The organism is Mycobacterium sp. IEC1808, from assembly GCF_002101935.1.
GTDB lineage: Bacteria > Actinomycetota > Actinomycetes > Mycobacteriales > Mycobacteriaceae > Mycobacterium.
In genome coordinates, this window is record NZ_LQPV01000015.1 from 161,607 (window position 1) to 184,719 (window position 23,113).

At 65.8% G+C, this 23,113-nt stretch carries 20 protein-coding genes and 1 other RNA gene; 5 read left to right on the forward strand and 16 right to left on the reverse strand.

Going from position 1 to position 23,113, the window contains the following annotated elements; all coding sequences use genetic code 11:
• Positions 1-94: 94 nt before the first annotated feature.
• Positions 95-1,855 carry an NAD-binding protein gene (locus tag AWB92_RS09460; protein ID WP_085185174.1) on the forward strand — a complete coding sequence of 587 codons (1,761 nt, stop codon included), beginning with the start codon at positions 95-97 and terminating at the stop codon, positions 1,853-1,855.
• Between the two features lie 26 nt (positions 1,856-1,881).
• Here the strand turns inward: AWB92_RS09460 and AWB92_RS09465 are convergent, their stop codons facing one another.
• Complete coding sequence (locus AWB92_RS09465) at positions 1,882-2,247, reverse strand: hypothetical protein (RefSeq protein WP_085185094.1); 366 nt, start codon at positions 2,245-2,247, stop codon at positions 1,882-1,884.
• A 271-nt stretch (positions 2,248-2,518) separates the two neighbouring features.
• Between AWB92_RS09465 and AWB92_RS09470 the strand changes: the two genes are divergently transcribed.
• A complete protein-coding gene (locus tag AWB92_RS09470; protein WP_346962947.1) occupies positions 2,519-3,127 on the forward strand; it encodes a M15 family metallopeptidase in 609 nt (202 codons plus the stop codon).
• 8 nt (positions 3,128-3,135) lie between these two features.
• Here AWB92_RS09470 and AWB92_RS09475 read toward each other — a convergent pair whose 3' ends face one another.
• Positions 3,136-4,656, reverse strand: coding sequence for a serine hydrolase domain-containing protein (locus tag AWB92_RS09475; RefSeq protein WP_241523408.1), 1,521 nt, complete (start codon positions 4,654-4,656; stop codon positions 3,136-3,138).
• Positions 4,657-4,720: 64 nt separating this feature from the next.
• Complete coding sequence (locus tag AWB92_RS30440; RefSeq protein WP_158090371.1) at positions 4,721-6,427, reverse strand: N-acetylmuramic acid 6-phosphate etherase; 1,707 nt, start codon at positions 6,425-6,427, stop codon at positions 4,721-4,723.
• A gap of 97 nt (positions 6,428-6,524) precedes the next feature.
• Here AWB92_RS30440 and AWB92_RS09485 point away from each other — a divergent pair, with 97 nt between their 5' ends.
• On the forward strand, positions 6,525-7,217 hold the full coding sequence (locus tag AWB92_RS09485; RefSeq protein ID WP_085185097.1) for a hypothetical protein: 693 nt from the start codon (positions 6,525-6,527) through the stop codon (positions 7,215-7,217).
• A gap of 4 nt (positions 7,218-7,221) precedes the next feature.
• A complete protein-coding gene (locus AWB92_RS09490) occupies positions 7,222-8,703 on the forward strand; it encodes a CATRA conflict system CASPASE/TPR repeat-associated protein (RefSeq protein ID WP_142282012.1) in 1,482 nt (493 codons plus the stop codon).
• Positions 8,704-8,706: 3 nt separating this feature from the next.
• Here AWB92_RS09490 and AWB92_RS09495 read toward each other — a convergent pair whose 3' ends face one another.
• The 3 genes from AWB92_RS09495 to AWB92_RS09505 form a co-directional block, all read right to left on the reverse strand.
• On the reverse strand, positions 8,707-8,940 hold the full coding sequence (locus AWB92_RS09495; RefSeq protein WP_085185099.1) for a hypothetical protein: 234 nt from the start codon (positions 8,938-8,940) through the stop codon (positions 8,707-8,709).
• Positions 8,941-9,014: 74 nt separating this feature from the next.
• A complete protein-coding gene (locus tag AWB92_RS09500) occupies positions 9,015-12,029 on the reverse strand; it encodes a hypothetical protein (RefSeq protein ID WP_142282013.1) in 3,015 nt (1,004 codons plus the stop codon).
• Positions 12,030-12,186: 157 nt separating this feature from the next.
• On the reverse strand, positions 12,187-13,353 hold the full coding sequence (locus AWB92_RS09505; RefSeq protein ID WP_241523412.1) for a PE domain-containing protein: 1,167 nt from the start codon (positions 13,351-13,353) through the stop codon (positions 12,187-12,189).
• 233 nt (positions 13,354-13,586) lie between these two features.
• Here AWB92_RS09505 and AWB92_RS09510 point away from each other — a divergent pair, with 233 nt between their 5' ends.
• A complete protein-coding gene (locus AWB92_RS09510) occupies positions 13,587-15,182 on the forward strand; it encodes a protein kinase family protein (protein WP_142282014.1) in 1,596 nt (531 codons plus the stop codon).
• Here the strand turns inward: AWB92_RS09510 and AWB92_RS09515 are convergent.
• The 10 genes from AWB92_RS09515 to ftsE all read right to left on the reverse strand — a co-directional run bounded on the left by AWB92_RS09515 (position 15,169) and on the right by ftsE (position 23,086).
• A complete protein-coding gene (locus AWB92_RS09515) occupies positions 15,169-16,077 on the reverse strand; it encodes a DUF808 domain-containing protein (protein WP_085185103.1) in 909 nt (302 codons plus the stop codon). The genes AWB92_RS09510 and AWB92_RS09515 overlap by 14 nt on opposite strands.
• A gap of 25 nt (positions 16,078-16,102) precedes the next feature.
• Positions 16,103-16,906 (reverse strand): crotonase/enoyl-CoA hydratase family protein, encoded by an 804-nt coding sequence (locus AWB92_RS09520; RefSeq protein ID WP_085185104.1) that lies wholly within the window; start codon positions 16,904-16,906, stop codon positions 16,103-16,105.
• Between the two features lie 78 nt (positions 16,907-16,984).
• A complete protein-coding gene (locus tag AWB92_RS09525; RefSeq protein ID WP_085185105.1) occupies positions 16,985-17,452 on the reverse strand; it encodes a glucose-6-phosphate dehydrogenase in 468 nt (155 codons plus the stop codon).
• Between the two features lie 169 nt (positions 17,453-17,621).
• Positions 17,622-17,989, reverse strand: a transfer-messenger RNA (tmRNA) gene (ssrA, locus tag AWB92_RS09530).
• Between the two features lie 168 nt (positions 17,990-18,157).
• Positions 18,158-19,120, reverse strand: a complete 963-nt coding sequence (locus tag AWB92_RS09535; protein ID WP_085185106.1) for a hypothetical protein — start codon at positions 19,118-19,120, stop codon at positions 18,158-18,160.
• Positions 19,121-19,269: 149 nt separating this feature from the next.
• Complete coding sequence (locus AWB92_RS09540; protein WP_085185107.1) at positions 19,270-20,115, reverse strand: maleylpyruvate isomerase family mycothiol-dependent enzyme; 846 nt, start codon at positions 20,113-20,115, stop codon at positions 19,270-19,272.
• 33 nt (positions 20,116-20,148) lie between these two features.
• Positions 20,149-20,898, reverse strand: coding sequence for an EamA family transporter (locus AWB92_RS09545; RefSeq protein WP_173817391.1), 750 nt, complete (start codon positions 20,896-20,898; stop codon positions 20,149-20,151).
• A gap of 92 nt (positions 20,899-20,990) precedes the next feature.
• Positions 20,991-21,500: an SsrA-binding protein SmpB gene (gene smpB / locus AWB92_RS09550; protein ID WP_068102932.1), complete on the reverse strand. Its 510-nt coding sequence runs from the start codon at positions 21,498-21,500 to the stop codon at positions 20,991-20,993.
• A gap of 2 nt (positions 21,501-21,502) precedes the next feature.
• Positions 21,503-22,396, reverse strand: a complete 894-nt coding sequence (gene ftsX / locus AWB92_RS09555) for a permease-like cell division protein FtsX (RefSeq protein ID WP_085185109.1) — start codon at positions 22,394-22,396, stop codon at positions 21,503-21,505.
• Positions 22,397-23,086 carry a cell division ATP-binding protein FtsE gene (ftsE, locus tag AWB92_RS09560; RefSeq protein WP_067153866.1) on the reverse strand — a complete coding sequence of 230 codons (690 nt, stop codon included), beginning with the start codon at positions 23,084-23,086 and terminating at the stop codon, positions 22,397-22,399.
• Positions 23,087-23,113: the final 27 nt, after the last annotated feature.

Consider the following 23,113-nt stretch of genomic DNA (forward strand, 5'->3'; position numbering starts at 1 on the left):
GAAGACGATGTCATCGGTTCCCCGGCTTAGGCCACAGATCGACCATCTCGACGCTCGCATGGAGCAACCCGTTTCCCAACCGGCGCGCGAGATCATGCATCGCGAAATCATCGTCGCCGGTGACGACGCTCTGTCGAGAACCATCGCCGAGGAGTTGCGAGGCGCCGGCGCGCGGATCATCAAGATCAATACCGCCGCCGATCTGCTCGGCGCCGGAGTACATCGCGCCCGGGCAGTCGTCTGCGCCGGGCCAAACGACGCGATCAATCTCGAAATCGCGTTGCTGGCAAGGCAATACAGCCCCGACGTCCGTGTGGTGGCCCGGCTGGCCAATGACGTGCTGCGCGAAGCGGTGTCGACCGTCAACGGACCCGGCGCGATCCTGGACGTCGCCGAGCTGGCGACGCCATCGCTCGTCGAGGCGGTCCTTTCGCGCAACGCGCACCAGTTCGAAACGGCCGGTATCGAATTCGTCGTCTGGGGAGCCGAGGCACCGCACGACGGGACACTGCGCGAAATATACGGCGACCTGGCACCGGTGGCGGTGGTCCACGGCAAGAAGTCACCCGCCCCCGGCGAGGTGGTGCCATGCCCCGGGCGAGATCAGCGGGTTTATGCCGGCGACTGGACGTCGATGATCGGCGTCAAAGACGAGTTGGAAGCCCGGGGGATCAAGGTGCCCCCCGCGACCGCGACGCGCTCTCGCCACTCCCGGGTGCGGCGCATCATCGATGCCACGCGCGCCATGCGCGACGACATCAACCCAATGCTTTATCCCTCGTTGGGATTCGCGCTATTCCTCACGCTCGGTTCGACAGCCGTGGTGCACTTCGCCTACCGGAACCCGCGGATGTCGTGGATCGACGCCCTGTACTTCACCTCCGAGACGATTACCACCGTGGGCTACGGCGAATTCAACTTCACCCAACAACCCGTTTGGCTGCGGCTGTTCGCTGTCGGGTTGATGTTCAGCGGCGCGATCGTCACGGCCATTCTCGTCGCGTTCCTAGCGGACCTGCTGCTCTCGCGCCGCTTCGTCCAGTTGGCCGGACTTCGGCGGGCCCGCCAAATGCGCGACCACGTCGTCGTCATCGGGCTGGGTTCCGTCGGCATCCGCGTCGTGAGCGACCTGGCCGCGGCCGGATACGACGTCCTGGTCATCGAGAGCGACGAGAACAACCGCTTCCTGTCGACCGCTGCGGAACTCGACGTCCCGGTGATCTTCGGAGATCCGGCGATGCGCCAGACGCTGGAGTCGGCGCGCGTCGATCGCGCCCGAGGAGTGGCGGTGGTGACGAGCGACGACATGGAGAACATCGAGACCGGGATCGTGCTGCTCGAGATCCTCGGATCCGATACCAAGACGCCGATCGTCATGCGCGTTCAGGGCCGGGCGCTGGGCACCGCGGTGAATCGGCGGTTCGGCTTCGAAAACGTGCGGTCGATCGTCGACCTGGCGGCGCCCTGGTTCATCGGCGCCGCGATGGGCCTGCAGGTGCTGGGGACGTTCTGGGTAGGCCAGCGCTCGTTCATGGTGGGCGGGATGCTTGTGGCGGAGGGCAGCGAGCTGGACGGGCTGACGATGGTGCACATGTCCACGCAAACCCGCGTGATCGCGATCATCCGGCCGGAAGGGCCGATCAGGCTGCGCCCTCGCCGCGACGCTCGACTGCAAGCGGGCGACACCGTCTACCTCATCGGCCCGTACCGCGAGCTGATCGCGACGCTGCGCAAGGGCCAGCCGCCGCCGCTCACCGCGATCAACGGCGGGACTGCGGCGACACTCGCCGCGGCGCGCTCGCCGCACAGCCGGGAAACGCGCCGGCCGAGATGGGCGCAGGAGACAGAGGTTTAACGGCCCGCACCGTCAATAGGGCCCGCTCAGCTGGACTTTTCTTGCTCGTCGCCGTCCTCGGACTCGTCCGACTCGTCGGAATCGTCGGCCTTGTCGGAGTCCTCGGACTTGTCGGAGTCGTCGGACTTGTCGGACTCATCGGAATCCTCGGATTTGTCCGAGTCGTCGGATTTGCCCGAGTCCTCCGACTTATCAGAGTCCTTGGATTTGCCGGCGTCCTTGGACTTGTCGAGCTTGTCTGCGTATTTCGTCAATAGCCCACTCAATTCGCGGGCCTCGTCGGCCGCTAACAAGTCGTCGAATAACCGCTCGTCGCTCTCAGAGACGCGCTCGAGGTAGACCGCGTCGTCCTTGGTGCCGACGTCCCATCGGCCCCCTTCGTGACCAGGCATCCGATGCCACCTTCCGATTACTGACGTGATTGGCCAATCTGATGCCGTTTGTTTACCCACTTCTGCTGCAGCACAGGCCGCGATTTCCGTCCGCGGTAGCGTTGGCATCGGACCTGTCCGGGAAAACGGTGAGGATTCATCTCCATTGACGCCCTTCCAGCGGCCGTGTGCCGTATTGGCGGAAGTGCTCGCGGCCGGCGTCGTGCTAGTACAATGCACCGCCGCGCCGCCACCGCATGCGGCCACCTCGTCTCCGTCGTGGTCAGCGGCCGTGTCGTCGTCACCCACCGCGCCGTCGCCGGTGAGCGCGCCGCCAGCACCCGCGGGTGCGACGGTAGAGCCGGTCACCACCGCAGAACTCGGTGCGACCTGGCGGCCCGGTTGTCCCGTCGAACCCGAGCAGCTGCGACGGCTTGACCTCGACTACCTCGGTTTCGACGGCCAGACCCACCGCGGCCAGCTCGTCGTGCATCAGGAGCTGGCGCCGGAGGTCATCGCGATCTTCGAGCAGCTTTACCGGCTGGGCTATCCGATCGAGAAAATGCAGACGGTCGACCACTATTCGGACGCCGACGACGAGCTGTCGATGGAGGACAACAACACGTCGGCGTTCAATTGCCGACTCATCCCCGGAACCGATGAATGGTCACCGCACGCTTACGGGCGGGCTATCGATATCAACACGCTTCTCAACCCGTGCCTCTACGCCAGCGGTTATTTCGAACCGCGGAACGCCGCGGCCTACCTGGACCGCACCCGCACCGACCCCGGAGTCCTACACGTCGGCGACCCGGCGGTGCGTGCCTTCACCGACCGTGGTTGGCGGTGGGGTGGCGAGTGGACGGCTCCCCTCGACTATCAACATTTCGAGCGGACCTAGAGGCCCCATTAGAGGCCCAACGCCCGCGCCGCCACAGTCGCCACTTCGCCGCGCAAATCCGAGATCGGTTCACTGCCCCGCGTGTGGATCGAGTTGGCGAGCAGAACCACGTAGGTATCGGAGCGCGGGTCGAGCCAGAGTGAGGTTCCGGTGAACCCGGTGTGACCGAAGCTGCCGATCGGAAAGATCATGCCCCGCGCCATCGAAAGGGGCGTATCGATATCCCAGCCAAAGCCGCGCAGGTTTTGGCCCGCGATCGCCGGATAGCGCGCGGCGAGCAGCGGATATGCGGGGCTTCGCCGCATTGCGAGGGCTTGGCGGGCGGCGTCGTTGGCCGCCTGGAGCTGCTGGGGCGTATGGCCCGGCTGCTGCGGAGTGGTCATCAACTCCAAAGTCGTTTGCGCCAGGGGAAATTCGCTTGGACGGCCAGCAAGCCGATCGAGCAGCGCCTGCGCGTATATGCCCACATCGTGCGCCGTCGAAAAAACGCCGGCATGCCCGGCCACTCCGCCCATGCGCCGCGCCGTGGTGTCCTGCACGGTGCCCCGAATCAGGTAATCGAGATCGGGATTCTTGCCCGGATCGGCCCGGCCATCTTCGTCGCGCGCCGTCGGCGCGATGCGCGGCAAAAGGTCCATGCTCCACGCGCCCGCGGGACATCCGTTCCCGGTTGACGGGCCGGCCCATCCAATCGCGGCTCCCCGGACCGTGTGCGGGCCACAGGCTTTGTCCGCGGGGAGGTAGCGGGTGTCTTGCATGCCAAGAGGTGCGAGCACGTGTTCGGCAACGTAATCGTCTTCCGCCTCGCCGGTGATTTTCTCGATCAGCGCACCGAGCAGGATGAAGTTGATGTCGGAGTAGCGGAAGACCCCGCCGGGTTCCGACTCCAGCGGCGTCGTGAGCGCGCGATGGATGCCTTCCGCTTTGTTCGCTTCGTCCAGTCCCCATGGATCTTTGAGTTCGACGTCGCCCGTTTCGCCCGAGGTGTGCGTCAGCAACATGCGAACGGTCACCTTTGCGCGCCGTGGGTCGTCCGTCGTGTTGAAGTCAGGCAGGTACTGCTGCACCGGGTCGTCGAACTGAACCTTGCCTTGTTCATAGAGCTGCATGACGGCAGGCGCGGTGGCCAGGATCTTCGTCAGGGACGCCATGTCGAAGATCGTGTCCTCGGTCATCGGCTCGGCCGGTGCGGGCGATCCGTCCAGCCCGGGTTCACCGGCGAGTTTGCGCGAGCCGTACGCCTGGTGGAACACGACCTGTCCGGCGTGCCCGATCACGACCACGGCACCGGGCAGCCTGTTCGCGGCAATCGCGTCGTTGATCAGCTTGGAAACCGTTGCGAAATCAGGTGCCGGGGCCGCGTCGGGCGGTTTGGAGAGGGTTGGGAAGCTGGGCGCGGGAGCCGCGGCGGGAGCGGGCGCTGGCCTTGGCGTTGGCTGCGAACTGTCGATTACCGCCGTCTGCGAGACATGGGCATGCGAGCAACCCGCCACGAGTACGACGGCTGCGACGGCGATGGCCCTTCGCATGCGCTTCATGTTGATCCCGCCATGATGTTGGGTCCGACGGCAAGGCTTGTCAAGGAAGCGGATTTCATTGCGGCGCACCCATAATGAGCGCGTCCCGCACACGTCCGCGGGCCCGGTCGAGCCGACGGGCGGCCTCGGCCGCGTCGACGCCGGCGAGCAGCGTGACGATCGCGGTCTTGGCGTGGCCGCCCGCGGCGGCGAGCGCGGCGACCGCGGCCTCTTCGTCGACCCCGGCCGCGTCGCGGACGATGCGCACGGCGCGGCGGCGCAACTTGGCGCTGGTGGTGCGGACATCGACCATCCGCGGCCCGTAGGCTTTGCCGAGCGCGATCATGACGCTGGTCGAAAGCGCGTTGAGCACCACCTTCTGGGCCGTCCCCGCGGTCAGCCGGGTCGAGCCGGCGAGCACCTCCGGTCCGGTCAACAGCTCGATCATTATGTCGGCAGACGCCTCGCTGCCCGGGTTGTTGACGATCGCGACCGTCAGCGCCCCCGCCGCGCGGGCATGCTCGAGCGCCCCCAGCACGTAGGGCGTCCGGCCCGACGCCGTGATCCCGACCAGCGCGTCGGCGGCGGCGAGATCGGCGAGATCGGCGGGGTCGAACGCGTCCTCCGCGCCCTCGATCGCCTCGGTCAACGCCGCGCTCCCGCCGGCGATTACGCCGCGCACCAGGTCCGTGCCGAACGTCGGCTTGCACTCGGCCGCGTCGAGCACTCCCAGCCGTCCGGGTGTCCCGGCCCCGACATAGATCAGGCGGCCTCCCCGCTCGAGCCGCGCGACGATGGCCTCGGCCGCCGCCGTGATCCGCGGGACCGCCGCCGCAACCGCTACGTGCGCCTCGCCCTCGGCGGCAACAAGCAGCGCCACGACCTCGCCGACCGGCCGCAGGTCGAGGTCGTCGAGGCCGGGTCGGACGGCCTCGGTGGCGAGGGCGTCGAGGCCCTGCCGGACGGCCGCCTGCACCCGGGTCACGTGCGGCTCGTGAATCGCGCCGAGCCGCAGCGCGCCGTCGAGCGCGTCGCCGGCGGCCGGGATCAAGTCGAGTTGTTTGCGCAGCGCCTCCATCCCCGCCAGGCCGCCGACCATCGCGACCGGCCCATCCCCGGCCGCGCGGGCGGCCGCGGCGAGCGACTCGGCGGCGGCGCCGACGATCGTCGACGCCACCGGGTCGTCGTCCGTAGCGAGGACGGCGGGCGCGAAAGACGCGACCGCCGCCGCGTCGGTGAGCTGCGCCGGCCAGGATTCCGGCGCCCCGAACCGGGCGCGGGCGGCGTCCAGCAGCGTGGTGGACGGGCCCCGGCCGTCGTGGGCGCGCAGCGCAGCGCGCAGGCCCGCGGCGCCGATCCACGCGCCGCCACCCTCGTCGCCCAGCCACGTGCCCCACCCGTCGGCGGTTCGCAGCGCGCCGTCCGCGCCGATCGCGAGCGCCACGACCCCGGTGCCCGCGATCAGCACGACGCCTGGCTTCCCGTCCAGCGCGCCCGCGTGCGCGATCACGCTGTCACCCGTCACGGCGACCCGCTCGGCCCGCAGCGACCTCAGCAGCGACTCGGCCAACGCGTGCGCCGCGGCCGGCGCATTCAGCGCCCCGGCGGCCCCCACGATCACCTCGTCGACCGGGCGGAAATCTCGCGCGACGGCGAGGATCGCTGCCTCCGCGGCCCGGACGCCGCCCGGCGTGGCGAGTCCGGGCGCGCCCGCCCCCTCGGCCCGCCGGCCGCCCCCGGACGCTCGACACGACGTCTTGCCGAGGTCGATGGCGAGGATCATTGGACCCATACTTGCACGAGGGCGCCGGTTCGAACCCGCCGTTTTCGCCAATTGTTCGCGCCGCAACTCACCAGCAAGAGCCGTACGATTTGCCTTTGTGGCGAGTGAGTTGCCGAAGGAGCTGCTCGAAGAGACCCAGAGCGCAATCAACCATGTCGTCGGGCTTCAGTTGTCCCCCTCTCAATGGTCGGTCGTTGACGCTCGCTTCCACGAGATCGACTGGGCGACCAAACATGACGACACCGCCGCACTGACGGAAGCGCTCAGTAACCTCGCCGATCTGGCGGGATCGGACGGAGAGTCCGCGGTAAGAGCGGCGCCCCCACGTGGGGCGCCCCCGCTTCGGGCCGAGCTCTCGCGCGGCAATCCCCCGCGTGTCGCACGGTTCTCCCTCGCCATACTTCTGAGCGCTGTCGCGACGGTGGTAGTGGGCCTGCTCGGCGTCTTCGCCGTCGGGACCAGCCTTTCAAAACGTTCGGTTGCACCGACGCCGGCGCCCCCGTCGCCCACACCCCCGGGGCCGGCCACGTCGTTCCATGCGGGGTTCATCGGATTGGTGCTCGGAGGCGTACTGCTCGCGATTATTGGTGCGGCGCTCATCGCGGTAATGATCCGAAGGCGGCAGTCGCGGATCAACGGTGCGCCCGCCGGGCGGCCTGCGATGCCGGTGGGTGTTCTCGACGCAGCTGTCGACATCCAAGTCCCGCCCCCGCAGGAGATACGCGAGTTCGCCAATCGCTTGGTGGACACGCTTTCTGCCCGGGGCGGCTTCCGCTCCGCGGAAGGTTGATCGCGTGACGATCAGCATCCGCGGTCACGCACTTCACGTTTTCGTATTCGTGCCGCTTTTACCTGGCGTGGGTAGTCCCGACAGGGCCCTGCGGAAGACGTGGATGGCGGCATCGAAGATCGGGATCACCGAGCCCCTCGCCGATCATGACGTCCCCGTCGAGCCGCCAGACGAGCTGCCCATCGACGACGTGTGGTTCCGCGTGCTGGCGGGCAAAACCGATGCCGACGCTCAAAACGCCGCGTTCGTATTCACCGCGCATGACGTTGCGGCGGTTGCCATCAGGCTGCGCGCGCCGACGACCGACGTCGAAGACGCATGGACCGACTTGTCGACAGCGTGGCGCGATGCCACCGGCGGCGATCAGCTCATCGGCGCGTTGGGCGCAGTGCACCTATTCACCGGCGTCGGCGACCAACCGGCAACCGTATTGGCCGCGGAAGCCGCCGGCACCGTCCGCAAGTTACAGGCCGACCACGCAGGCTCAGGACTTGAATTGTCGGCGGAAGTCGAGCCGGGAATTGCGCTGTGGGATAGAGAATCGTCGTGGGGACGTTCAGTCGTCGCGCTGACCGACCGCGAAAACGCCGCGGTGTTAAACGAATGGTGTTGGCTGACAGGCGAGAACGACGACATCGGCCTATTGATGCGCTACTTTATGCATGCGAGCAAGCTCCGCTTTGAGGTTAATGTGTTCCAGCGGGGCATTTCAGATTTGCGCGAACAAGAACGCAGACTCGACGACGACCTCGCCGAAATGTTCGCGCTTCACCAACAATTCGAGACAGAGGCGACATCGGCGAGCGAGTTGATCGACGCACAGAGCCGGCTGGGTCGCGCTCAGGGCGAGGCCACCGGCCTTCTGATCTCCATCACGCGCCTGCGCGATCTGCATCAGACCGTGGAGATCGCCGCCCACAACTTACGGGAATATCAGCCGACTGATGTTGACACAGCCACTTCAAACAGCTCACCTTTCGCGCGCGAGCTTGGCCTCGCCGACTGGCTTCTCCATCGGGTGGATCACGAGATTGCTTATCTGGAGTCGTGTCGTGAACGCGTGGCTGAAGCGCAGAAGCTCACCGACCTTCGCCTGCAACAGATTTCAGCTGCGCACGGGCGAACCGCAAACTTGCTTGCCGTCCTACAGACCAGCCTTCTGGGCGCGCTGCTGGGTGCGTTCAGCGTGTCGAACACGCTTGGCGGCAAGTTCGACGTGCCAACATCGGTGCGGGCGGCAATCATGGCGCTGGTCGCCTCGATCGCCCTGCTCCTGCCAACACTGGCGCTTCGATGGGCGCATCGATATGCATGGCCCGAACTCATCGCCGTCGCTGCGGTCGGCGGTGTCGTGGGCTGGCTATGCGCGGTGCTGGCGTCGAGCCACGCACCAGTATGGATGATCGTATTATCTGCGGCATTGGGTGCGACGTGTTTATCCTGCATCGCCCATCTCAAGAATGGGCGTCGTAGACGAGCCCGATGACTATCAACGCGGCCTCACCGCGAGCGCCGGCGAGATGACGTTTCCCGTGACCGGATCCGTGCAGTTGGGGCCCTTCACGTTGCCGCCGGCATGCGCGCAGCAGTAGTCGTTGCCCTGGCCAAGGTTCGTGATGCAGAACTCGTAGAACTGCTGATTGAAGTCGGCGCGCGCGACGGCAGGTGCGACGAACGGGCTGGCGACAAGGGCGAGCGCCGCGCCGAACACGGTGGCACGCACCAACCGAACCGCACGCGCCTGACGGGGCGTACTCCTCCTGGGGCGGATAATCATCAAAGGCTCCTTCCGTGTATTCATGCCGCCGGCGCGTCGGGCACGTCGTCGCTGACCGCCTGCACCGGGCTTTCACTCGCGGGGACGCTGCCGTCGCCGGGGACCTTCATGGCACTCACCGCGATACTGCGGCCGACCTCCGTGTAGGCGGCGAACTGCCCCTCGGAGAACCATTGGTCGGATGTGTTGTCGTGCGGGAACTCTGCGCCGCCGTTCTCCGCGGCATAGGTCAAAACCCAGTCGGGCAACTCCCGCCACAACACAGCCTTGGCGATGATCAGCCATCCGGTTCTGGCTTCCTCCGATTCGATTCCGGCTGCGTCGGGATAAGTGATTCTTCCCCGCGCCACAGCGCATCTGGTGATGCGCGAGTTGAGGCTGCAAAACGCATTACTTTCGGAGAATTGCTCACCGGATCCCGGTGCGAGGTTTTCCACCCCGAACGGTTCGCCGGTCTCCATGGTGATCTCGACGCCGAGCTCGAACCTGGCAAGCCTGATCGCTTCGGACAGACCGGACAGCAATGGAGGGCAGTCGCCGCTGCTGTCGATGCAGTAGATCAGCCGGCACCGCCGACGGAGAGCCTCGACGAGGCCGAGATTTTCGTAGTGTCCACCGTCGGTGACCTGGACCAGTCGCGCATCGAACCTGTTGATCCCCAATAGCTCTCGATAGAAATACCCGGCTCCGCGCACCGAGGGCAGCGCCTTGGGGAACGAAGGGTCGGCGGCTTTGAGTTGAGCGTTCCTGACGAAAAGCGGGTTGGGGAGCCAGGTTCCGAGCCGGGCACCGGACAGCGCGAGCAGCGACTGGATGCCTTTGCTTTCCCTTCCCATTGCCGACGCGAACGCCGCTCCGCTCACCGCCATCGCCGCTTCGACGGTGAGGTCCCGTTGGATGCGCGGGGGTGACGCGTGGCGAAGCTCCGCGGTCTTGAGCCAGCCGAGCGCCGGTCCCCCAACGTAATCGGCGGTCATGACGAACGACACGGCATTCAGGCCGGGCGCCGGGCGGATGTCGCCGTCCGATATCGCGGCGGCCGCGGCAAACACGAATTTCGGACCACCGGTCTGCGCCTTGCCGTACTGGTCGAGCCACGTCGATTCGCTGGGCTCGTACTCCACCGCCTTCCCGCCGAGGCGGCGCACCGCGAATGTGTGTGCCAATCGTTGCCGATAGAACGGATGCAGGCTCAGCGACGTCACGTCGAAGCAACCAAGGAACAGCGCAAGCAGCATGATCCCACCCAGGTATAGCCACTGCGGGTCCGACGTCAAAGGCTGGCGGCTGCGGCCCGGATGGTCGATCGCTTGTTGGATCTCCATGTTGAAGACGTGACTGGCGACGACTCCGAGTAGCAGCAGCCATGCGACCAGCAGCACACCCAACGTCAAAACCACCAAGGCGATGCGCACGACTCCGGAAGGAACCAATTTCAGCCACCGCGATGGATTTACCGGGCTGTCCTTCTTCGACGTCATCGACAAAAGTGTCGTCGCGTACTGCAGGCCCACCACCGCCGCAATGCCGCCGATCGCGCCAATGGGGCCTTTATCCGGTCGTTGCAAACACAGCCACATCAGTGCGGGCCCGGCGACGCTGAGACCGAATACCAGCAAGGCCAGCAACGCGGCCCTGCGACCCAACCAGACGAACCTGTTTTGCCATGTGGTGCTCCCCCGCGACGTGGAGGCCCACTCGCAGACCAGGCCGCCGATGACGCACAAGATCACTGCCGCAACGGGAATCGCGATGGCCGCAAACGCCGCTACGGGGCGGGCATGAAGCGCTTCGATATCCAACCGCGAGTGCGCGATCGGGTTGGCCGGCGATATTCCTTCCCTATAGGGGACCACCGCCCTGAACGGGAAATAGTTGACGAATATGCCCAGCAGCCAGCCTAGAATTACCGCCGACGAGGCCAGGATGAGCAGTGATGCCAGGAGGTTCTTGAAAACCTCGGCGAGTGCCCGCAGCAGCGCGAGCGGAGAATCCGCGAGGTAGTCGCAGCGGCGGCGCAAGGAGTCGAATTCGACTGAGCCCGCGCTGAAACGCTCAGACAGCCGCGCGATCGCGCCACCTACCCCGCCGCCGGGCGTTGGCTCAGGTTGAACGCCGAGCACCCGCGCCCCGGCGCTGAAGCCGCCCCCCGACACCGAGATCACATAGTCGAAATCGTCAAGCGCCGGCGTCGTTGGCCACGCGTCAGCGACCGCACCTCGCGGGCCGGCGAGCTGCTGCATCGCGCCCATCGCCACACAGGCAGAGCGGATTCCGCCGCCCGACAGACACAGCGCCGTTGGCGTCGGAACAGAGCCGCCACCGTCATGGCCGCCCGGACCGTCGTCGTCAGGTACGTAATAAGCCCGGCGCCAGGCCGCCTCGACGTCACCCTCCTCCGGCTCCGGCGCCGGATCCGGCAAAGCGTCGTCCCACCAATTTCGGCCGTCGTGTTGTCGTCGGTACCTGCGCATGCGCCGGTGCGACAGGGCCGCCCGGATTACCGCGAACACGGCTGCGGGGACCGCCGTCACCGCCACGATGAGCGCGCACCATTTCACGGTCGCGACAGCCGCGGGCGCATAAATCCAAAACGCATCGGGCAGTCGACTGAGCGACCCACCGGGCGTCCGGTGCAGTACGCAGTAAATCAACGCGTCCTCGAGCGCGTGTGCGACCGTGGCGACTACCGCCGCAGCAAGGATGTAGCAGCTCATCCTCTTGCCCGCTTCGGAGAACGCCAGAGACCTGAAGACCACCGCACAGGTAATGAGCGCCAGGCAATAACCGGGGATCACCCAGTGATCGAAGTGCAGGGCGTCACTCAGCGCCTGCGCCACAAAGGGCGGTATTCCCTTCCAGAGAAACTCCGGATTCTTGGAAAAGATCACCGTGAAGAGGTATTCCGCGTCGGCCCTCCCCCAGTACGCGGCGAACAGATATCCGCCCAAAGCAATCAAGATCGCGCTGGCAATGCCATGCCACCAACGAAATCGTCTCGGCACGAAGCCGCGTGGGCTTGCCGCGGCGGTCATGATGACCTCGCCGGTCGATCAGTGGTGCACCGGGTCTGTGGTTGTTGGGCGTCCATGACTACCCCTTTGCAGCGCGAACGACGGTGTTGCGGTGTGCTGCTGCTGAGGATTCCGCCGCGGACGCCGGGCCGGCTAGAGTAATCGACTACCTGACGCGTCAGTGCACGAGACCGAGTTCCTGATCAATCTGCGCCCAGTACCGGGGGCCGGTCGGGGTCAGCAGGATCCAGTCGTGAACCTGGCCCTGCGCCAGCACGAAGCCCATCGGGGCGCCGACGGCCAGGGCTTTTTGCTGAAGGGCCAGCGTCTCGTTGTAGAGCGAATCGAATGAGCCCGAGTAGACATACGTCGGCGGCAGGCCGTGAAGTATCGCCGGTGACGCGTACAGCGGACTCACCTCGGGATCGGTGACGGACAGGCCTCCCGCCCACACCCTGCCGATCTGACCCCCGTCGTGCGCCAGGTCGAGCCACGGAGAGAGCAGGACGATCGACGACGGCACCTGCTCACCGTGGGTGAGCGCATATTCAGCCGCCGCCAGAGCAAGGTTGCCGCCCGCGGAGTCACCGGTGACGCTGACATGTCCGGGGTGTGCGGTGATCTGCGAGTCGATGAAGCCGGCCATGTTGGGCACCACCGTGCCGGCCGTGCCGCCCTGCTGCAGCAGCGGGTAGATCGGCACCTCGATGGTCGCGCCGGTCTGATACGCCATCACCGTGTAGTCGATCCAATGAAAGATCGACGGCGGCAAGATGAACGCGCCACCGTGAATGGCCACCACATAATCGCCGTTGGGATGAGCCGGCGTGATCTGCACGACGGGCATCCCGTTATAGGTGGTGTGCTGCACCGTTTCTCCGAGCAGCAACGTCAACACCCGCGGCGGGTTGTTGGTCCCCACGATGCCGGTAAACGGATTGTCGCCGGTAAGCAGCGCCAAGAGCGGTGAATGCGGGTCCGCGAACAGAACATCGAATCCCTGGCTGAATCCGTTCCCCAGCGCCGTGGGGATCTGCTGGATTTCCTGCTGCACACCGAGCAGCGCCTGCTCGAGCGCCGCCAAAGGCGATGCGTTGGCCGCCTCGGTGGCGGAGTACGCGCCGGACGCGCCGGCCAAAGCCTGCACGAACCACTGGTGATAGGCCGCCGCCTGCGAGCTGAGGGCTTGATAGCCCTGGCCGTGCGCGGAGAACACGGCGGCGATCGCCGTGGAGACCTCGTCCTCGGCCGCGGCCAACACCTCGGTGGTGGCGCCCGCCACGCCGCGGTTTGCCGTCGCGACCACCGAACCAATCGAAGCCACGTCCGTAGCCGCGGCGGACATCACGTCTGGCAACGCAACAACATACGACACCGAGCCGCTCCCATTACCGATCGCCGAATAGCCAGAGCCTATGCCCGCGCCGCGGAGTCAGGGGCAAGTTTGCGAGGACCTCCGCCCCTGCGAACACAGGGTTTAAGAGTGTCCACCCCCGGCTATGTATGGATGACCAATATCAGCGTCCGTGCGCGTCCGGCCGATGCGGTCGGTGAGCACCGCGGGAGCGAGACGAAGCGATGACCGCCACGCAACCGGTTACACCTGATCCGCCGACGACTGACATTCCTCGCTACTGGGTAGAGCCGTATTCGCCCAGAGAAAAGGCGCCCCTTGTTGCCGGTGCCACGATCGCGGGCGGCCGGATTCGGCTAATGATCTTCTACGGCAAATCTTCGCATCTTCAGTTCTGGCAAGCCGCTGACACGGTCACGGGGCAACATCTGGCCGTCACGGTGGTCGACTCCGAGAACTCGCTCCCGACCAGCACTGTCGACGCGATTCTTTCCAACACCGCAAGCCTGCGCAGCATCGAGTCGCCAGGCTTGGCGAGGGTGATTGATGTGGGACGCGACTGGTGCGGCGGAGTAGTTGTTTCCGACTGGACGCGCGGTGCCACGCTGAAAGAAGTGGCCCGCACGCAGCCGTCGCCCGTCGGGGTCGCAGACGCGGTGTTATCCCTGGCGGAGACAGCCGACGTCGTGCACGGGGCAGGTTTCGCGTTGTCAATCGACCATCCCGAGCGAATCCGGGTCAGCGTCGACCGGCGCCTGGTGTTGGCTTTTCCGGCGACCATGCCAAATACGACGCCGCGGGATGACCTTCGGGGCATCGGTGCGGTCATGTATGGATTGCTCGTCAACCGCTGGCCCGCCAAAGTCGGTGCCCCGGTTGAGGATTGGGAGAGCGTCGAGACCGATGCAGAGGGCCTGATCCCAGCGCCCGCGGTCCTCAACCCGCAAGTTCCGTTCCTGATTTCATCCACCGCCGCAGGGCTAGTGCGTGATGGCGACGGCATCCGCAGTGCCAAGACGATTTCGACGTTGCTGCGCGAGGCCAGCGACGACGCCAAGAACTACGCGGCGCCCTCCACCACTCGCGAGCTGCTCTTACCTCCACCGCCCGGCTGCTATGCCAGCTTTCGCAATTTCGGACCGGCCGAAAAGGCCGAATACGCTCGCCGTCAGCTGTTGAAAACAATGCTGGGGACAGCGGCGGCTGTCGTTCTCGTCGTGTTGATGACGTTCGCCAGCACAATCAGTCGGATTGTGGGCGCCATCAACACCGACGCGGCGATGCACCCGGACAGGCTGGGACTTCAGACCACCACGGCGAGTCCGGCGACGCCGGCAGCGCCTCCGCCTGCCGCTCGAAGCGGAACGGTAAAGCCGCTCAAAGCCTCAGTCTTTTCACCCGGCGGGGCCCCGGACAGCCCAAACTCGGCCGGGCTGGCCATTGACGGTAATCCCGCCACGGCGTGGTCGACCGACACTTACTTTGACCCCGAACCGTTCCCAAAGTTCAAGGACGGGGTCGGATTACTGTTGGAACTTCCCGAGCCGACATCGCTTAGTGCCGTGACCGTCGATCTGGACAGCACCGGCACGGTGGCACAGATACGGTCATCGCCGAGCGCGGCCCCCGCCAAGCTCAGCGACACCGCCGAACTGAGCCCGCGCACCGGGCTGCGGCCCGGCCACAACGTCATCGCCGTGAACAAGCCCGCCCCGGTGACCGTCGTAGTGCTGTGGATAAGCACCCTCGGCACCACCGGAGGGAAAAGCCACTCCGACATTTCCGAGGTCACCCTCCAGCGGGCAGTCAGCCCGAGGTGATGAACAAAGCAGTCCGGATCCGCTTCGACAGCCCTATGACCACAAAGACTGCGAATCCGACGACCAGCCCAACCACCGCGGATATTCCGGTCTCGACCAACCAGCCCAGCACCGCACCAAGAGGCTTGACACCGTGGCGAACCTGGTCCTCGGCATGGTGGACCAGGTGATACGGCGCATGCCAACCGAGCCGGTCGCCGCCCGCCAGCAGGATGTGGCCGCCGACCCAGAGCATCGCCAGCGTCCCGACGGCTGACAGCGCCGAGAGCACCATGGGCATACCAGCGACGAGACCTCGGCCGACCCGTTGCCCGATTCGGGACGTGGTCTCCGTGAGCTGCAGGCCGACGTCGTCCATCTTGACAACGACGGCGACGACGCCGTACACGACGAGGGTGAGGACCAAGGCGACGACGATGAGAATGATGAGCCGCGGCACCAACGCCTGGTCGGCCACCTCGTTGAGGGCGATCACCATGATCTCGGCGGACAAGATCATGTCGGTCCGGATGGCCCCGCTCACCACTTCGTGCTCGGCGACCGGCGGAGGATCGGCATCACGACCGCGGATGCTCTCCCAAATCTTCTGGGCGCCTTCGTAACACAGGTAGGTAGCGCCGAGCATCAACAGCGGGGTCAGCAGCCGCGGCGCGAACTGACTGAGCAGCATCGCGACCGGCAGGATCACCACGAGCTTGTTACGCAGGGATCCGATCGCGATGCGTTTGATGATCGGCAGCTCGCGCTCGGCGGCGATGCCGTGGACGTATTGGGGGGTCACCGCGGTGTCGTCGATGACGACCCCGGCGGCCTTGGCGGTCGCGCGGCCAGAGGCGGCGGCCAATCGTGCGAGGACCGCGACGTCGTCGAGTAGCCCGAATAGGCCGGCGCTCATCGCGTCTCCCCGATCGCGTGGGAGGTTACGCGGGGTTGGCGAAGACGGGTTGCTCCCCGGACATTCCGGCGACGACGGCAGCGATCTGGTTGGGCGTGCCGATCAGCCCCCTTTGCAGAACTGATTCCCGCGCAAGAGCCGTCGCGGGTTCGTTGCTCATCCATGTTTCGTTGTAGAGGCGCTTCGCGGCCCGGACGGCATCCGGTGACTTCAGCGCGATCTCGCCCGCGAGCGCCAGCGCCGCCGACAGCGGATCCGCGGCTGTCCGGGTGACCAAGCCGAGCTCGGAACCCTCGCTGCCCGAAACGATGCGGCCGGTGAACGTCAACTCCTTCGCGACGTCGATCGGTATAAGTCTCGGCAGCGTCTGCGTGATGCCCATGTCGGGAACGAGGCCCCACTTGACCTCCATGATGCTCAGCCTCGCGTCCGGCGCCGCGATCCGGATGTCCGCGCCGAGCGCAATCTGCAGACCGCCGCCGAAGCAGTTGCCGTGGATCGCGGCGATGACCGGCGCCGGTACCAACGACCAGTCGTAGCTCACGCGCTGAGCGAGGTTCGCGGGCCGGTCCTGGTCTCTGTCCAACAAGACGCCCGTGCCACGTTCGCCACCCATGAAACTCGCGACGTCCAAACCCGAGCAGAAGCTCTTGCCCTCACCGTGCAGAACGACCGCGCGGACCGACGTATCACCGGCCAGCTTCTCCGCGGCGTCCACCAAGGCTTCGAACATCGCTTGGTCGAGCGCGTTGTGTTTGTCGGCGCGCACCATCGTCGCCGTTGCCACGCCGTTGTCTCCGATCCGCACCCGGACCCTGTCTTCGCTCACGGTTAGCAATCTATCGGGCGGGCACCCGACCAGGTCGGCCGCGGCAACCAAAGGTGGAGCTGCCGGAAATCGAAATAGCTAACCGGGCAGACCCACTCGCAGCGCAAGGTGCTCATCGAGTATCCGGCGCAGCGCAGCGTCCATCGGATGAGCGGATGCGAGGTCGCGGCCGAACCGATTGTCCACCGCAACCGCCGCGCCTTCATGCAGTTCGGCGGTGTCGACCTGATCGACGAATGGATCGAACAACGCGGGCGGCGTGGCCAGGTAATACAGCGCCCGGCGCGACTCGGTCAACCCGACGGCATACATCAGTCCGTGTTGGGTGATCACGAAGAGTTCGGACGTGACCCTGGCGTTCGGGGTCTCGGTCTCGCCCCATGCCATTGCGGCACGCCGGGTCTGCGCCAATCGATCCGAAACGTGGTCCGTGAGGGTGAGCAAACTATCGACGAGTGCTCCACCGGTTCGCGGATATGCGCCGATGGCTGGTCCGAAGTACCGCTGGAAGATCTCGCCGAAAAAGTCGTACTGTTGCTCGCTCATCGCGCACTCCCGGGTTCAGACAGGCCCCTCAATTGTGCGCCCAAAATCGTCAGCTGTGCAGCACGGGTTTGGCCAGGACGGCGACCTCGCTCCCCCGCAATCGATGCCGCACCGCCAAGGGCACACCGACGACGACTACCTGCTGGGGTCGCAGGAGCTGCATCTTCTGTTGTGGAGCTGCCGGGAATCGAACCCGGGTCCTACGGCATTCCCTCAAGGCTTCTCCGTGCGCAGTTCGCTATGCCTCTGCTCGGATCTCCTGGTCACGCGAACTAGCCAGGATGACGATCCCAGTCGCTGTGTATGTCCCGATGAGTCCCGCGACCGGACTCACCGGTGGATCCCTCTAGCTGACGCCAGGCTCCGGGTCGAGGGCGTTCCCGGTCTGACGGACTAGCTGTCGCTTAGGCAGCGAGAGCGTAGTCGCGCTGATGTGAATCGGCGCTTATATGGTTGCAACGACGCTTACGGTGGTCTCTTGCCTGCACCGGCACGCTTCCCTTGATTCGATGCGCGAAGTCGAAACCTTTCAGCCCCTTGTCTTTGTTGCTTCGAGCATCCCTGCCGATTTTCGGCAGGACAATCCATGGTACGCGGTAACCAACAACGGGCAACGGAATTAACTTCCCGCGCCGACCGCCAAAAGCCGAGTACCCCCGGTCGGGCGACTGCAGGGGGTACTCGGTGCCAAGACGGTACTTCGGGTTACTTGATGCCGACGACGTCCTGCGCGATGGCGGCGACGTGGGTCTGCGCGGCGGAAACGATGCGTTGCCGGTTCTTGTGCGCCTCCTCGTAGGCGATGATCGCCCGAACGTCGCTGGGGTCCGTCAGCTTTCTGATCGCGGCCACCGCCTCGTTGACGTTCAGGTCGTCGTACTTGCGGATCGGCAGCTCCTTTGCGTCCAAGACACCGGCGGCCGTCCGGCCCGAGTGCAAGGCGCTGGCGGCCCCGTCGGCCCCCTCGGACCGGGTGACCCGCTCGGCGGCCTTCAGCGCCGCGCTCTGGGAAGCGGATAGCGCCTTCGCCGCGATCTCGCCGGCGTTGCCGCCGCGCTTGACCAGGTCGTTAAACGCCGGACCCGCCGAGCGCAGCGCCTCAACGGTCCGGTCGACCCCCCGCGCCGACCACGCTGCCGGCAGGTTGACCAGCTTCACCGCGGTGCCGGCGGCCGCCTGCAACGGCGTGCGGCGTAGCGCGGCCGGCCCGCCAAGCGCGTCCTCGGCCAGCACGGTCGTGATCCAGTCCACGGTCGCCGAATGGGCAGTGATCAGGCGCTCGGCCAAATTCTCGATGTCCTGGCGCTTTGCGGCGACGGCCAGCGCCTTGAGGTACCGAGCGCGGTCCAACAGCTGGTCCTCGAGCGCGAGATCGCCCAGCAGCGCCTCATCGAACGGTTGCGCCTGCTCGGTCAGCGCCTTGACTGCTGCGGCGGCACGACCCAGGAACGGACCGATGACGTCGGGGTAACCCCCCACCTTGCGGATCGCGGACTCAAGGGACTCGGCGCGCTTGCGGGCATTGGCCGCGTTCTGCGACAGCTCGCGGCGCACGGCGTCGGTGCGCGCCTGGACAACGCGGGTTTCCGCGATCTGGATCTCGGTGTTGGTCAAGTCGAGCAGCGTGCGCAGCTGCGCGAGCAAACGGGTGGTGTCGGGTGCAGTCATTATTGTCGGCCTCCTGGCGTTGACGATTTTGATGTCGGCGCGAGGTGCGCCTGTAAGTTCCGGCTACCCGATCGCCCCCGGAGAACAAACCCCCAATGCGCGGGGTGTGAGATGTCGCTTCGCTTGTAGCGCGTGCGCCAAATATGGCCTCAGATCACGAAATTGAGGTTTTCAACGACCTGTCTGGCGATGTCTTTTTCGCCGCCGAGCTCGATGTCCTGGGCGCGCGCAGGGCACATGGGACGCCCGCCCGACAGCCTGGTGAACTGCAGCCCGTCCAGCCGAATCGTCGCCGTCGGCTCCTGGTCGCCGAAGTCCTCGACCAGCTGGGCGCGACCGTCCACGCTGACACGGATTTCGCGGGCCACCGGGCCGGTCAGCTCGAACAGGATGCGCGAACCGTCGGGCGCCTTGCCGCGTTTGCCGACCACGTAACCCATGGTGGCCGCGATCTCGTCGAGCGAAAGCTGCGACGCGGGCCCGACGAGCTCGCTCTCGGACGACGGCCGCGACAGCGCCTCGCGGATGTCCTGCTCGTGCATCCAGCAGTCGAACGTGCGCACCCGCATGAACCGGCCGTACGTTTCCGGGCCCACCGGCGTCGGCATCACCGCGTTCCACTCCTCTTCCGACATGCCGGCCAGCGCCTTGCGTCGATCGGCGGTGATCTCCCTGAACCGCGCGAGCACTTCCGCGCCCGACTCCCCGCCGAGGTGGCGCACCCAGCACTCGTTCATTACGCCGATGTCGTTGCGCACGTGGTCGAGCGCCGACACGTCGATATCGGGCTGCGGGGCCGCGATGCCGGCCAAGAACGATTCGGTGCCGATAATGTGCGACACCACGGCCTTGACGTCCCAGCCGGGTAGCGGCGTCGGCGCCAGCCAATCGCCCTCCGGCAGGCCGTCGAGCAGCGCGTCGATGGAGTCCCACACGGCGAAGAGCCCGGACAGGACGTCGGATTTATCCAGCTGCGTGACGGGGCGGTCGGCCATGGACGGATAGTAGGCCGATCGCGAGCCGATCCGTTAGCTTGCGGCGATCATCGCCACGGAACCCATGGCCATCACCATGCCGACGCCCTGGCATCGGCTCACCCGCTCGCGCAGCACCACCATCGCGAGCACGACCGTCGCCGCCGGATACAGCGAGATCAAGATGCTGGCCAGCGAAAGCAGCCAGGTGTGCAGCGCCAGCAGCATGGTCACGTTCGCGCAGATGTCCAGCACGGCCACGCCCAGCGCCAGCTTCAGCGGCTTGCCGGCCGGCATCTTCAGGTTCTTGCTCATCGCGGACATCGCGAACACCACCGCGGAGGCGGACAGCCGGGCGAACACCAGCGGCCAGAGTTTGGTCTCGTGCGGCGCCTGATGAAGAAACACCAGGTTCAGCCCCATCGCCGAGCCCGCCACGACCGTCAGCCAGGCGACCTTCGGGGTGAATCGATACGGCGTCACTCCCTCGACCGCCGCTTCGCGGCTGACCAGCATGACGGCGACCAGGGCCAGCACCACGCCCACCGAGGCCGCGCGACCCGGCCGCTCCCCCAGCGCCACACCGACCGCCACCGGTACCGCGGCATTGAGCACGGCGGCCAACGGAGAAACCACCGATATCGGGCCGGCGCCCAGCGCGGCGAAAAACGCCCACATGCCGAACGCCATCCCGACGCCGTACAGGCAGCCCCACACGACCGCGCCGCACTGAATGGGGCCGCCCACCACGACGGCCAGCAGACCGAGCAATACTGCCTCGACCGGGTAGGCCACGAGCATCACTCGCAGCGCCGCTACCCGTCGAGCGGCCACACCGCCCACGAAATCGCTGACGCCGTACGTAACGGCCGACAGCTGGGCGTAAGCCGCCCCGATCAGTTCATGCCCTTGGCGCGTCGCCCCAGTTCGCGAAGCACTTCGCGCTGGGCATCGCGCTGGGCCATGTCCTGACGTTTATCGTGAGCCCGCTTGCCTCGTGCCAGCGCGAGCTCAACCTTGACCTTGCCCTCGGAGAAGTAAAGTGACAGTGGCATCAGGGCGAGGTTACCATCTCGTATCTTGCCGACTAGTCTGTCGATTTGTTGCCTATGCAACAACAACTTTCGATTGCGACGCGGATCATGGTTGGTCCAGCTACCGTGCTGATACTCAGGAATGTGCAAGTTACGCAACCACACTTCGCCGTCATCGATGGTTGCGTAGGCATCGGCTAGAGAGGCCTGCCCTTCCCGCAGGCTCTTTACTTCGGTGCCTTGCAAAGCGACCCCCGCCTCGAAAATCTCGAGGATCGAATAGTTGTGCCGCGCTTTGCGATTGGTGGCCACGATCCGTTTGCTGCCGGGCTTGTCGCCGGCCGCCTTGGCCCCGCGGGAGTCCTTGGCCACAGCTATCGCCGTACGTACAGGCGCAACGTCACGTAGGCGGTCAGGGCGGCCATCGACACGCCGAGCAGGAACAGCCACGGCGAGATGTAGACGATGTCGGCGTAGTCGACCCGTGCGATCAGGTTGGCTTGGTAGAACTGGTTCAGCGCGTTGTCCAAAAACGTTGCCCGTACCAGGATTAACCCCGCGACCGAGATCGCGACACCAACCGCCGCGGCGACCATCGCCTCGACCAGGAACGGCAGCTGGGTATACCAGCGGCTCGCGCCGACCAGGCGCATGATCCCGATCTCCGTGCGGCGCGTATACGCCGCCACCTGGACCATATTGGCAATCAACAGGATCGCGCCGACGGCCTGTACCAGGGCGACGGCAAACGCTGCCTTGCTCAGCCCGTCCAGGACCGCGAACAGACGGTCGATCAAGTCTTTCTGGTTGAGCACCGAAAGCACACCGGGTTGTCCCTGCATTGCAGAGTCAAAGTCCTTGTGCTGCTCGGGATTGTCCAGCTTGACGATGAACGAGGCTGGGAAGGAATCCTTTCCGGCAACGTCTTTGTACTGCGGGAACTTCCGGATCGCGTCGTCGTAGGCGTCCTGACGGTTGAGGAAGCGCACCGATTTGACGTCTTGCCGTGCTTCGATCTTTTCGCGCAGCGCCTTGCACGGGTTGGTGCCGCAGGACGGGTCGTTGGCAGACACGTCCTCGGTGAGGAACACCTGCGTCTCGACGCGGTCCAGGTAGATGGCGCGGGAATGGTCGGCCAACAGGACCACCAGCAGCCCGCCGCCGAACAGGCCGATCGAGATCGCGGTCGTCAGGATCATCGCGGCCGTCATCGTGACGTTGCGACGAAGGCCGGTCAGGACCTCGTTGAGCAGGAAGCCGAAGCGCACTTAGCGATCCATCCCGTAGATGCCGCGCTGCTCGTCGCGAACCAGCCGGCCCAGCGACAGCTCGACGACCCGCTGCCGCATGGAGTCGACGATGTGGTGGTCGTGCGTCGCCATGAGCACCGTGGTGCCCGTGCGGTTGATCCGCTCCAACAAATCCATGATGTCCTTACTGGTGTCCGGGTCGAGGTTGCCGGTCGGCTCGTCGGCCAGCAGCACCAGCGGGCGGTTGACGAACGCGCGGGCGATGGCGACCCGCTGCTGCTCGCCGCCGGACAACTCGCCCGGCAGCCGGTTGGCCTTTCCGGACAGCCCGACCGTTTCCAGCACCTCGGGCACCGTCCGGTTGATCGCCTCGCGGCGCTTGCCGATGACCTCCAGCGCGAAAGCGACGTTTTCGTACACGGTCTTTTGCTGCAGCAGCCGGAAATCCTGAAATACGCAGCCGATGACCTGACGCAGCTTCGGTACGTGACGTCCGGGGAGCTTGTTGACGTGAAACTTCGATACCCGGATATCACCGGTGTTCGGGCTCTCCTCGGCCAGCAACAGCCGCATGAACGTCGACTTGCCCGACCCCGAAGGGCCGATCAGGAAGACGAATTCACCCTTGTCGATTTTGACGTTGATGTCGTCCAGCGCCGGACGAGCCGACGCTTTGTACTTCTTGCTGACGTTGTCAAGGGTGATCATCACGGCACGCCAGTGTAGCCGTGAATT